This window comes from Bradyrhizobium sp. LeoB3 (assembly GCF_055456055.1).
This window is the reverse complement of the sequence record NZ_JBVBEF010000043.1, coordinates 40,869-53,618: the sequence shown is the minus strand read 5'-3', so window position 1 is coordinate 53,618 and position 12,750 is coordinate 40,869. Positions and strand designations below refer to the sequence as shown.

General features: G+C 63.3%; 10 protein-coding genes. 5 read left to right on the top strand and 5 right to left on the bottom strand.

The genetic code is table 11. The features are described from left to right. Positions 1-65 precede the first annotated feature (65 nt). The 3 genes from ACZXDY_RS25250 (at position 66) to ACZXDY_RS25240 (ending at position 3,165) form a co-directional block, all read left to right on the top strand. Positions 66-2,015 carry a PAS domain-containing sensor histidine kinase gene (locus ACZXDY_RS25250; protein WP_464347347.1) on the top strand — a complete coding sequence of 650 codons (1,950 nt, stop codon included), beginning with the start codon at positions 66-68 and terminating at the stop codon, positions 2,013-2,015. Positions 2,016-2,084: 69 nt separating this feature from the next. Further along, positions 2,085-2,483, top strand: coding sequence for a response regulator transcription factor (locus tag ACZXDY_RS25245; RefSeq protein WP_464347346.1), 399 nt, complete (start codon positions 2,085-2,087; stop codon positions 2,481-2,483). A 16-nt stretch (positions 2,484-2,499) separates the two neighbouring features. Then, complete coding sequence (locus ACZXDY_RS25240; protein WP_464347365.1) at positions 2,500-3,165, top strand: response regulator transcription factor; 666 nt, start codon at positions 2,500-2,502, stop codon at positions 3,163-3,165. A 469-nt stretch (positions 3,166-3,634) separates the two neighbouring features. On the opposite strand, the gene ACZXDY_RS25235 is transcribed toward ACZXDY_RS25240, so the two are convergent. Continuing rightward, positions 3,635-4,498 (bottom strand): helix-turn-helix domain-containing protein, encoded by an 864-nt coding sequence (locus tag ACZXDY_RS25235; protein WP_464347345.1) that lies wholly within the window; start codon positions 4,496-4,498, stop codon positions 3,635-3,637. A gap of 462 nt (positions 4,499-4,960) precedes the next feature. Between ACZXDY_RS25235 and ACZXDY_RS25230 the strand changes: the two genes are divergently transcribed. Both ACZXDY_RS25230 and ACZXDY_RS25225 read left to right on the top strand, forming a co-directional pair. Then, the gene (locus ACZXDY_RS25230; RefSeq protein WP_464347344.1) at positions 4,961-6,325 is read left to right on the top strand and encodes an aminotransferase; all 1,365 of its coding nucleotides are present in this window, start codon (positions 4,961-4,963) and stop codon (positions 6,323-6,325) included. Positions 6,326-6,355: 30 nt separating this feature from the next. Beyond that, positions 6,356-7,927: an ABC transporter substrate-binding protein gene (locus ACZXDY_RS25225; RefSeq protein WP_464347343.1), complete on the top strand. Its 1,572-nt coding sequence runs from the start codon at positions 6,356-6,358 to the stop codon at positions 7,925-7,927. Positions 7,928-8,007: 80 nt separating this feature from the next. Here the strand turns inward: ACZXDY_RS25225 and ACZXDY_RS25220 are convergent, their stop codons facing one another. The 4 genes from ACZXDY_RS25220 to ACZXDY_RS25205 form a co-directional block, all read right to left on the bottom strand. After that, positions 8,008-9,663, bottom strand: a complete 1,656-nt coding sequence (locus ACZXDY_RS25220; protein ID WP_464347342.1) for a dipeptide ABC transporter ATP-binding protein — start codon at positions 9,661-9,663, stop codon at positions 8,008-8,010. 5 nt (positions 9,664-9,668) lie between these two features. Beyond that, a complete protein-coding gene (locus ACZXDY_RS25215) occupies positions 9,669-10,427 on the bottom strand; it encodes an ABC transporter permease (protein WP_464347364.1) in 759 nt (252 codons plus the stop codon). Positions 10,428-10,498: 71 nt separating this feature from the next. Further along, positions 10,499-11,440: an ABC transporter permease gene (locus ACZXDY_RS25210; protein WP_464347341.1), complete on the bottom strand. Its 942-nt coding sequence runs from the start codon at positions 11,438-11,440 to the stop codon at positions 10,499-10,501. A 45-nt stretch (positions 11,441-11,485) separates the two neighbouring features. Then, positions 11,486-12,691 (bottom strand): serine hydrolase domain-containing protein, encoded by a 1,206-nt coding sequence (locus ACZXDY_RS25205; protein ID WP_464347340.1) that lies wholly within the window; start codon positions 12,689-12,691, stop codon positions 11,486-11,488. Positions 12,692-12,750 lie beyond the last annotated feature (59 nt).

Below are 12,750 nucleotides of genomic sequence, written 5' to 3'. Positions count from 1 at the left end.
TATGATCATTCTTGCGAGCAGACACGATAAAAGTCGGCCCTGGAACCGGGTTTGATGGGGATGACATGGCGGCCAACACTGGTCCAAAGCAGGGTAGTTTCAAGGCGATCAGCCGCCGGAGAGGTCAATTCGCGCTCGCGGCGGCCATCGTTGCGTCGGCGCTGATTTTCCTGGCGGATGCGTTAAGCCCGATCGATGGCGCCGTCGCGGTCCTGTACACGGGCGTGGTGCTGACGCTGGCGCCGCTCGGCCGCAGGTTCGTGATTGGCAGCGGCTGTATCACGGCTGTGCTCACGACGACCGCGTTCCTGATCGGACACGCGGACGATCCCCTGGGAGGCGCCCTGCTGCGCTACATCGTAAGTCTTGTCGCGATCGCGATCACAGTATTGCTGTCACTCAGGGACAGGTCCGCAAGAACCACTCTCGCTGAGCAAGCGAGAATCCTCGAACTCTCGCACGACACCGTCGTCGTCCGCGACCGATCGGACATCATCCGCTACTGGAATGAAGGCGCCGAGAGGCTCTATGGCTGGACGCGCGGCGAGGCGCTGGGCAGGCGTTGCAGCGATCTGCTCGAATCGATCGTTTCGGCAGAGGAAATAAGCGCCTCTCTCGAGCAGAATGGAACCTGGTCGGGCGAAATCATCCGAACGCGGCGAGATGGCACGCGGCTCATTCTGGCGAGCCGCTGGCTCGAGCGACGAGATCCGGACGGCCGGCCTGTCGGCATCATCGAAACCAGTGCCGATCTGACCGAGAGCCGCCGTGCCCTGGCGGAAAGACGGAGCTCCGAGCAGCGCTACAGCACCATCTTCAACTCGGCGGGGTTTGCCGCCCTGGAATGCGACCTGAGCAAGGCCATGCGGCTGATTCTGGACAGCAGAGGACCAAGCCAGGACTGCGAAGCATGGCTATTGTCGAATCCGCAGATCTTGCGCGCGGCCGCCAACGAGATCGGGATCTACAACGCCAACAGCGCCGCGCTTGCAATGTTCGAAGCCGATACGGTCGCCGATCTGACCGACGGCAATGCACTGCTCGGACAATTGCCGGATTCCGAACCGGCCCTGGCGCACATCTTTGCCTCGTTAGTGGCCGGTTCTTCGCTCGCGGAGATCGAGACGCGCTGCGCGACTTTGCATGGGCGCATCATCGATGCGGTGCTGCGGGTGTCCGTCCTGCCGGACGGACAGGATTGGTCAAGGGTGCTGCTCATGGCCGTCGATGTCACCGAGCGAAACGAGGCGCGGGCGAAGATCGAGCAGACCTCCCTCGAACTCGCTCACGCCGGGCGCGTGGCTCTGCTGGGCCAGCTTGCCGGTTCGATCGTGCATGAGGTCAACCAACCCCTCGCGGCCATCATCAACTACGGCAAATCGGGCAAGCGTTGGCTTACCCGGCCAGATCCCGACCTCACGGAGGTGGCCGACTGCCTGGAGAAGATCGTCTCGAACGGCAACCGGGCCGCAGAGGTGGTCGGAAGGGTGCGCGCGCTCGCCAAGAAGACCGCGCCGCAGGTCAGCTCCGTCGATATGGGCGCCCTGGTGCAGGATGCGGTTTCCCTGCTGGCGCGGGAAGCGCGCGCTGCGGCGGCGACTATCCGGGTTGAGGAAGCCAATATCCGAGGCCCGATTATCTGTGACCGGGTGCAGGTGCAGCAGGTGATCGTCAACCTGTTGATGAACGCGCTCCATGCGACCAGGGGAATCGCCGACCGACCGCACGAGATCCGCGTCAGGATCGACGGCACCGCCGAGAATTTCATCAAAGTGGCTGTCGAGGACAGCGGCACCGGGATCGAGGGCAACCCCGAGCGCATCTTTGAGCCGTTTTTCACCACCAAATCCGATGGAATGGGCCTTGGGCTGTCGATTTGCAGGACGATCATCGAAGGGCAGGGAGGCCGCGTTTCGGCGTCCAACAATGACGGATGGGGGGCAACGGTGGGGTTCACGCTGCCATTGAACATCCCGGCGGAGGCGCGGTGGTCGAAACCTAATATCTTGATATGATGGGAAAATGGACAGAATCCGGCCATACCGACGGAAACACCGGGCAAATTGCCCGGGAGGAGCTGTCTAGTGCCACAAGGATCCACCATCTGCATCGTTGACGATGACGACGACGTGCGGGAAAGCATATCGAGCTTTTTTCGCTCGGTAGGCCTGCGCGTGGAGAGTTTTGGCGCGGCCGAGAACTTCCTGGCGTCGGCCTCCGTCGCGAATGTCGACTGCGTCATTACTGATTTGCACATGCCGGGCATGGATGGCCTCGGCCTGCACAGGGAACTGCGGCGCCGGGGTGTCGGCGTCCCCGTGATCGTCATGACGGCCTATTCGACGCCGGAAGCGCGCGCCGAGGCAAAAAGTCTTGGAGCCGCGGCTTTTGTTGACAAGCCCGTCGATCCCGAGATTCTGCTCCACGACGTGGAGGCAATCCTGGGCGACTCTTCGCAAGGACCTCCCCCGACACTCCAATGACCTGGCCCTGGACAGCATGAGTGCATCACAGAGCGCGATCAGCACCGCCCTCATCTGCATCGTCGACGACGACACCGACGTGCGCAATTCGCTCAGCAGCCTGCTGCGTGCCGTCGGCTACTCCGTCGAGACGTTCGCGGGGCCCGGCGAGTTCCTGGCATCCGATGCCATCAACTCCGCGTCCTGCCTGATCCTGGATATCCGCTTGGGGGAAGCCGACGGGCTCGAATTCCAGGAGGAGCTGGTTGAGAGCGACGCCTCGATTCCGGTGATCCTGATCAGCGGCTACGGGGACATACCGATGACGGTCCGCGCCATGAAGGCCGGCGCGGTCAATTTCCTTCCCAAGCCGTTCGAAGAGGAAGCACTTCTTGCGGCCGTCGAAGAGGCCGTTTCCCGCGATCAGCGGCGGCGCGCGGAAGCGCGGCGGGACGAAGACATCCGGCTGCGCTACGATTCGCTGACGCCCCGGGAACGGGAAGTCATGGGCCTTGTCACGGCAGGACTGATGAACAAGCAAGTCGCTTGGCGCCTGTCGCTGAGCGAGATCACGGTGAAGATTCACCGCGGCAACATGATGCGCAAGATGCAGGCCAAATCGTTCGCCGAGCTCGTGCGAATGGCCGATGTGCTTGGCGTTCGGCAGGCGTTGGCCAGTCAGCAGCCCGCCCGGGACAACTGAGGGCAGCGCAGCGTCAGCGGCCTTCGGTCCGCGGGCCGTCTTTCACGGCTCTACACAGTGATGCGGACCGGATTTGCGTCCAGTCTTACGATGCGATCGTATTGCCGTTGCAAGACCGCCTTCGAGCAGCACTCTCTATCCAGAGAAAGCGACATGCTTTGTTTTACCAGCGAATTCAGGGGAGCTTGGTGAACGTGGCGTAGCGCAGCGACGTCCCTGCTTTCGATTCCAAACGAATGAGACGACGCGGGCAGCCACGACACCAGGAGAACCGTGAGGCGTCTGAGAATGAAATTTTTCAGTCGACGGTTCATGGCTTCCACAATCCCGATCGCCGGGTCACTGCAATGCTTCGATGTTGTGTTTTACGAAGGGTGCGGGATATCGTCGATTATACTGGTTGGTTAAGTCGCGCAGTTCTCGTGGCGTGCGCGGTTAACACCAAGGTTTATGTCGAGGCGCCGGCTCGTCAGAGCGGCCGTGGTCCCTCGACGGTTCGCTCCTCAGCGCCAATTCGCCTGTATGACGGCAGCGGCTCGGTCGGCCTGCCTTCCCTCCACTTCAAGGGCGTTTGTCCTACGATACGCTTGAAGACGGTGGTGAAGTGCGCTTGGGTGCTGAACCCGACACTTAGTGCGATGTCGACGATCGATTTGTCGGTCGTTCGCAGCATGTCCTGCGCAGCGGAGACACGCTGCTTCAGCAGATATTGATGCGGCGTCAGGCCGGTTGCGCGGAAGAACAGCGCGGCAAAATGCATCCGGCTCAGCCGGGCTGCTCCGGCCATGTCTGCCAACGTCACTTTCTCATCGAGATGCGTGGCCACGTACTCCACGACGCGCTTGAGGCGCCACTTTGATAGTCCGTCGTCTCGGTTGGCCTGCACAGGGGAGGCCGGTTTCGCATCGGCGCTGATCATCCTCGCCACCGTGACGAGCCTGATCGCGTCCGCGTAGATCCTGCCGAACTCCGACTGATCTCGCTCCGCGGCGGCAAGCGCCTCGGAGAGCCGGCGCACCACCGGATCCTGGTCCATTCGCGCTTTCGGCATCTCCCGGATTGCCTTGCTCACGAGACTATCGAAGCTCAGTGACGCCTCGACATCCCTTCCCACGCCTGCGATTTGAAGGGCGCGCTCGGTCTCAGGCGCACCTGCATTCGGCACGACGCGTACAGAAACGCCGAGATGCTTGAGATCGATGCCAATGACCGGGGTATCCGGCCGTGCTGCGTGCTCTGGCGATTGCTGGACTGCAGAACGGTTATCCAAAAGTTCGGCAGCGGATATCGATACGGATCGCTCTCTAAGAAGCTGGGCGGGATGGCACGACATATCTGGCCTCCTGAAATCTCAAGCTCGACTGGCGTCGACTATCGGATGGCTAACAATATGGACCGCTTTTCCCGCTCATGGTGTCATACATTGGTATGGATCGTCAGAAGTAACGAGTACGTAATCGTCAGGGTCTTCACGAAGATCTGACGGAAGTCGTCGCCCCGGCCATCGATTGCAGTACGGCCATTCGAAAATTCGATCGACGATGTCATACGGAAGTATTTTAGCAAAACGCTCGACGACGAACGCCGCAATCGTCAGCGCACCGCTCGAGCTATCGCAAATGCCGCGATCGTCGCAGCATCGATCGCGACGGTGCACCCTGCGGCTTTGCGGTCTGGTGCCTGTTGGTCACCAACGCCACTCATTTTGGCATCTCCCGCATTTGTATCGGCGGTTGAATGATCGGGACCGATGGTGCCGGCCAGTTTGGCTCCGCCGGCGGCGTCGGAGAGAAAAATGCTGGATACAAGAACGACCGACGATTGGCAGGCGCTCGACGGGGCGCATCACATCCATTCCTTCACCGATCCCGCGCTGATCGCCAGCGGCAAGACCCGCATCGTGGTGCGCGGCGAAGGCTGCCAGATCTGGGACAGCGACGGCCGCCGCTTCCTGGACGGCATGGCCGGTTTGTGGTGCGTGAATGTCGGCTACGGCCGGCAGGAACTGATCGATGCCGCAAACCGGCAGATGGCGCAGCTGCCATTCTACAGCAACCATTTCCAGAGCACGACGCCGACCATGACGGCGCTCGCGCATCGGCTGTCGACGCTGACCCCTCAAGGGCTCGACCATTTTCTCTTCACCAGCTCGGGCTCCGAAGCCAACGATACCGTCGTTCGCATGGTGCGCTATTTCTGGAAGCTGCAGGGCGCACCCCGCAAGCGCATCTTCATCAGCCGGACGATGGCCTATCATGGCAGCACGTTGGCCGCCGCCAGCCTTTGCGGACTGCCGCATATGCATGCCCTGGACGGTGGCACGCTGCCGGATTTCGCGCATATCGTGCATCCGCACTGGTACGGCGTCGGCGGCACCCTGGGAAAGGACGAATTCGGTTTGCAGGCCGCGCAGGCCCTGGAGCAGCGCATCCTCGAGCTCGGTCCGGAGAATGTCGCCGCCTTCATCGGAGAGCCGGTGCAGGGTGCAGGTGGCGTGATCGATCCGCCATCGACCTACTGGCCGGAGATCCAGCGGATCTGCCGCAAATACGATGTGCTGCTGGTCGCCGATGAGGTGATCTGTGGCTTCGGGCGCACCGGCTCCTGGTTCGGAGCGCAGACCTTCGGCATCACGCCGGACGTGATGACGATGGCAAAGGGGCTGTCGTCGGGCTATCTGCCGATCGCTGCGGTCGCGATGAACCATCGCGTGTTTGCGACCATCAGCGGCGGCGGGCATCTCGCGCACGGCTACACCTATTCCGGCCATCCCGTCGCCAGCGCGGTGGCGCTCGCGAATATCGACATCATCGCCCGCGAAGGCCTGGTCGATCGGGTCCGCGAGGACATCGGCCCTTATCTTCACAACACCTTGGCGAAGCTGACCGACAGCCCGATCGTCGGCGAGAAACGCGGCATCGGCGCGCTGGCGGCCTTGCAACTGGTCAAGAACAAGGCAACACGGGAACCATTCACGGTCGAAGAAGGCGCCGGCATCTTTTGCCGGGAGGCTTGCTATGCCCGCGGCCTCATCGTTCGCGCCGTTGGCCAGTCCATCGTGCTGAGCCCATCGCTGGTCATTACCCATGCCGAAATCGACGAGCTCGCCGAGAAGCTGGCTGGCGCACTCGAGGAGACGGCGCGCCATTTCCGCCTATGATGATTGTTGCAAACTGATTTGGAGAACCGCATGAGGAAGAGAACCGCCCTTGCCGTCCTGCTTGCAGCCTTCGCTTTTGGCGGTGCGGCCGCTGCGGAGGAACCGATCCGCGGCGGCACCATGCGCGTTGTCCTGACGGCCGATATCCGCAGCCTCGACGCCAGCCGCAGCGACAACATCACGGATCTGGTCCTGAACCACATCTATGAGCAACTGGTCGCGCACAAGGACGACATGACGATCGGACCTGCGGCTGCCGAAAGCTGGCAGGTGTCGCCGGACGGCAAGTCCTACACGTTCAAGCTGAAGGAAGGCGCGACCTATCACAACGGTGACAAGGTGCTGGCCTCCGACGTCAAATGGCTGTGGGAACGCCGCATGGGCGCGGCCAAGACCGGCGCGCCATGGCTCTGCAATGCCAGTTTCGACGGTTCGCGCGGGCTGAAGGTGGAGTCGGTCGAGGCGCCGGATGACCGCACCGTGGTGTTCAATCTTGACAAGCCGAACACGCTGTTCCTGATCCGTCTCGCCGACATCGTCTGCAACTTCTGGATCGCGAGCCCGAAGAATGTCGATGCCGACGGCAACTGGATCTCCGGTTCGGCGATCGGCGGCGGCCCGTTCCAGCTCAAGGAGTGGCGCAAGGAGCAGTATGTCTCGCTCGAACGCTTCGCCAATTACGTGCCGCTCAAGGCAAAGCGCGACGGCTATAGCGGCGACCGCACCACCTACCTCGATGAGGTGCGCTTCGTGGTCATCCCGGACAAGACGGCTGCCGAAACCGCGCTGATCGCGGGGCAGGTCGATGTTGTGACCTATCTGCAGGTCTCGCACATGGAGGACATGAAGAAGCGCGGCGCGGTCGTCAAGACAGCGCCCGGACTTTCGCTCTCGGCCATCCTGGTCCAGACCAGCGATCCGCTGCTCTCCAATGTGAAGATCCGGCGCGCTCTGGCCCACGCGATCGATTTCAAGGAGATGGCCGAGACCAAGCTCGCAGGTCTCACTGAGTTCAATCCTTCCGGCGTGCCGGAGTCGAGCGCCTATTTCGACAAGTCCTTCCAGTCCTGGCCTACCCACGATCCCGCCAAGGCCAAGAAGCTGCTGGCCGAGGCCGGCTATAAGGGCGAGCCGATCAAGCTGCAGGCCAACAAGCGCTATATCGGCATGTATGACAACGCCGTCATGGTGCAGGCGATGCTGGTGGCCGCGGGCTTCAACGTGCAGCTCGACGTCATCGACTGGGCGGCCCAGCTCGACAATTACATGAGCGGCAAGTTCCAGTTGCAGTCGTTCGGCTATTCCTCGCGCGCCGACCCGATGATTATCTATGGCTCGCTGATCGGCAGGAAATCGGTCGCCGCCACGTCGCAATGGGACAGTCCGGACGCACAGACGCTTTACTTCAAGGCGTTGGCGACGGCAGACTTCGATGAGCGCAAGAGCCTGTTGAAGCAACTCCATGGCAAGATGGCGGAGGACGTGCCGATTCTCGGACTCTACTACTACCCCGTGATCGAGGCCGTCTCGCCCAAGCTCGTCAACTACGAGTCCTGGCCGCTCGAGAAGCCGCGCGCCTGGGGCGTGTGGAAGAAGCCGTAACGTCTCCCCGATACGGCGGACCGGAAGCCCGGTGCCCTGAAACGGCGGCGCCGGGCTTTTTCTTTTGCATGGGGCGTCGATCAGACGACCGTTGCCGCAGCCACGCCGTCGAACCTGCGGTCCAGCAGCATGGCCGCATTGAGCAGGCGCTTGGTGTAGTCGTGCTGAGGGCGATCGAAGATGTCGTCCCGGCTGCCGACTTCGACGATCTTGCCGTTCTGCATCACCGCGACGCGATCCGCGACCTGCTCGACTGCGCCAAGATCGTGCGAGACAAACAGGCAGGCGAAGCCATAGCGGTCCTGAAGATTGCGGATGAGCGTCAGGATTTGCTTCTGCACAGTCATGTCGAGCGCCGACACCGGCTCGTCGGCGACGACGAAGGCGGGACGTCTGGCAACGGCGCGGGCGATGGCAACGCGTTGACGCTGGCCGCCCGAGAGCTGGTGCGGCAGGCGCCGCAGGAAGTCTGCGGACAGGCCGACCTCGTCGAGCACGTCGCGCACCCTGATGTCGCGGGCCTTGCGCTCCATCGTGGTGTCGAGCCGCAGCGGTTCGGCCACGATATCGCCGACACGCTGCCGCGGATCGAGCGAGGAATACGGATCCTGGAAGATGATCTGCATCTCCTCGCGCTGCAGCCGCGCGGCGCGTCCGCGCCAGGTCACGATCTGGCCGCCGCGGAACGAGATGCTGCCGGCCGACGGGTCGATCAGGCCAACGGTGGCGCGGCCGAGCGTGGTCTTGCCCGAGCCGGAACCGCCGACCAGTGCCAGCGTCTCGCCATGTCCAATTGTGAGACTGACGCCGTCAACCGCGCGCTTGGCCTCACTGCGGCCGAACAGTCGCGCGCGGCCGGGATAGTCGATCACCACGTCGCGCAGCTCCACCAACGGTTTGGTGTCGCGTGCGAGGCGGATGCCGCCGGCGCTCCGCCGCGGCAGCGCGTCGACCAGTCGCTGCGTATATTCATGCTTCGGCGTGGACAGCACGTCCGCGCTGCGGCCCTGTTCGACAATCCTGCCCTTGAGCATGACAGCCACGTCGCGCACGTAATGCGAGACCATGCCGAGATCATGGCTGATCAGAAGCACCGCGGTGCCGTTCTCCTGCGTCAGCTCCACCATGAGGTCGAGCACGTCGCGCTGAACCAGCGTATCCAGGGCGGTCGTTGGCTCGTCGGCGATCAAAAGATCCGGCTTCAGCAGCATCACCGACGCCAGCATGATGCGCTGGCGCATGCCGCCGGAGAATTCGTGCGGATAGGCGCTGAGGCAATGCACGGGATTCGGGATGCTGACGCGTTTCAGCATCTCCAGGCAGCGCTCGCGAATCTCGTTGCGGCCGAGGCGACGGTGGTGCAGTGCGAGCCCTTCGGCCATCTGCCGCCCGATCGTCATCGACGGATTGAGCGAAACCATCGGTTCCTGAAACACCATGCCGATATGTTCGCCGCGGATCTTGCGCAATGCAGGAGGCGAAATGCCGACCAGCTCGGTGTGACGGAACCTGATGCTGCTGCCGGGGGCTGCGATCAGCGGTGTCGGCAATAGCCCGAGCACGGCGCGCGCGGCCATGGTCTTGCCGGACCCGGATTCGCCGACCAACGCCAGCATGCTGCCCGGCATGATCGCAAAGGTCGCATCGTCGACGATCCTGGTGCCGCCGGGCCCGACGGTGACCGTCAGATGGTCGGCAGCGACGACGGCTTGCCCTGGATTCGATTGCGACGCCATCGACTTCAAGCCTGCATCTTCGGATCGAGCCAGTCGCGCAGCGCATCACCCAGCATGTTGATGCCGAGCAGCGTCAGCGAGATGCACAGGCCCGGCAGCACGATCAGGTACGGCGCCTGCGTGATGAACGGACGGCCGGAGGCCAGCATGTTGCCCCAACTCGGCGCCGGCGGCGGGACACCGAGGCCGAGGAAGCTGAGCGCGCTCTCCGACAGGATCACCCAGCCGAACATCGTGGTGGCGAGCACAGTGATCGGCGCCATGCAGTTCGGCAGCACGTGACGGACCATCGTCACCAATTCCGAGTTGCCCATCACCCGCGACGCCTCGATATATTCGCGCTCGCGCACCGACAGCACGGTGCCGCGGGCAACACGCACCACGGCGGGCATATAGGCGATGCTCAGCGCGGCGATCAGCGCCTCGCGGCTCGCGCCGGCAATCGCCATGATGAACAGCGCCAGCAGCAGGCCGGGGAAGGCCAGCAGCGCGTCGTTGAGAACCATGAGAACGCGATCGATCCAGCCGCGCAGGAAGCCGGCGATGATGCCGAACAACAGCCCGAAGAAGATCGCGAGCGCGACCGTCGCCAGCGCGATCCAGCCCGTGGTGCGGGCGCCGTACATCAGCCGGCTCAGCACGTCGCGGCCGAATTCGTCGGCGCCGAGCAGATGCGCAGCCGATGGCGTCTTCAGCACCGAGCGCAGATGCAGCTTGAGCGGATCGTAAGGCGCAAGCGACGGACCGAGCACCGCCAGCAACATCAGAACGGCAACGATGCCGCCGCCGATCAGCAAGTTGGCGCGTCCGCGCGCGAGCCGCGGGAGGAACCGTGTCACTGCGCGATCCTGGGATCGAATAGCGGGTACAGCATGTCGACGATCAGATTGAGCACGACATAGATCACGCTGATGAACAGGATGCAGCCCTGCACGATAGGATAGTCGCGCGCATAGATCGCCTCGACCAGCAGCCGGCCGAGGCCGGGAATGGTGAAGACCGTCTCGGTGACGGCGATGCCGCCGAGCAGGCCGCCGAGGATCAGGCCGATCAGCGTCCAGGTCGGCGCGAAAGCATTGCGGAACGCGTGGCGCCACATCACCTCCGCCTCCGACAGCCCCTTGGCGCGGGCATGGGTGATGTATTCCAGCCGCGAAACCTCGATGGTGCTGGCGCGCGCCATGCGAACGATCGGTCCGATCTCCACCAGGATCAGCGTGAGCGCCGGCATGAAGATGAACATCAGGCCTTGGCGGAAGTCGTCATGCAGCGACACGTAGCCGATCACCGGAAACCATTCGAGCCACATGCCGAACACCAGGAGGATCATCAGGCCGAGCCAGAAGCTCGGGATCGACAGCAATAGCGTCGATGTCGCCACGAGGCCGTAGTCGGCGAGGCTGCCTTGCCGCCAGGCAGCGAACATCCCGGCCGGCACCGCGATCAACGTGGCGAGCAGCACTGCGGTGACGACGATGGTGGCAGAGACCGCGAAGCGGTCGAGCATCAGCGGAAGCACGGGATCGCCCGAGGTGATCGACTTCCCGAAGTCGCCGGCCAGGATATGGCTGAGCCAGGTGACGTATTGTGTCGGCAGCGAACCCGACAGGCCCATCTCGCGCCGCAGCGCCTCGACCTGCTCGGGTGTCGCGAGATCGCCCAGCATCACCGCGGCAGGATCGCCGGGGATCAGGCGCATCAGGAAGAAGATGGCGACTGAGACGATGATCATGGTCGGCACCGCCTGCAGCAGTCGTCCGAGCAGGAAGCGAATCATGAAAGGGCCCCTCGGCCGATCTGCGGCGCCTGTGTCACGTCTGGCTTACCCGCAAAGCGCACCGCGAATCGCATGCGCGGTGGCGATCGCCTCACGGGCGCGCGGCACGCTGGTGACTTCGGGCCAGGTCGACAGTTTGACGAAGGCGTATTCGGATTCCGGATCGATGTAAATCAACTGTCCGAAGATGCCGCGTGCCAGCATTGCCCGTCCCTTCGGATCCTCGATCCACCACTTGTTGTGATAGGCGCCGACCGGCAGCGTCTCGCGGAAGAAGCCCTGGAACAGCTCGGTATTGCCGTTGTTGCGGGTCTCTTCGATCCAGGAGGACGGGATCACCTGACGCGCGCCATGGCGCCCGCCATTGATGACGAGCTGCGCGAAGCGGCCATAGTCGCGCAAGCTAGCGCAGAAGCCACCGTCGGCGAGCGCAAAGCCGCCGTGATCGACCGTGAAGTAGCCGTCTTCCTGCGCGCCCATCGGGCCCCACAATTCGCGGCTCACCAGTTCCGACAGCGATGTCTCCGTGACGCGCTCGAGGATGAAGCCGAGCACATCGGTCTCGATCGAGCGATACTGAAACAGGGAGCCATGCGGACGCTCCTGCTCGGTCAGCGTGAGGATCAGCTCCCATATGGTGCGCGGCCAGTCGGGATTGTCATTCACGCGCCAGCCGCAGGCATAGCCGAGCTTCACCATGTGCGAGCCGGGTGTTGTGTAGGATTCGTCGAACACGACGCCGGTGGTCATGTCGAGCACATGCTGCAGGGTGGCGCCGCTATAGGCCGTGCGCGCGAGTTCCGGGAGATATCGCGTAACCGGCGCGGCCGGATCGAGCACACCCCTTTCGACGAGGATGCCGGCCACCATGCCGACCATCGATTTCGCCATCGACATCGAGAGGTGCTGGCTGTGCGGCTTCATATCGTTGAAATAACGCTCATAGACGATTGCGCCGCGATGCAGCACGAGCATGCCGTCGGTCGCGTTGTCAGCGAGGAAGCTGTCGAAGCTCAGCGCACGTCCGTCGAAGGTGAACGCGACAGACCCGAGTTCCTGCCTGTTTTCGCTCAGGGGCATCACCGGGCCCGGCCCGCGCCACACCTGCGCGGTCGGGGTCATCTCGCGGATGTGCTGGAAGGTCCAGCGATGCATCGGCGGCCGGCTCCAGCCGCTGCGCGGCAGTAGCGGCGCTCCGGGATTGAGCGGGTCGCGGTATTTCGGCCGTTGGAACAGATCGGGCAGGGGCATGATCCTCGCAAGGCGGCGACATGCTTCCCGTCGCGCAGGCCGCGGGCGCTGTGCCATCG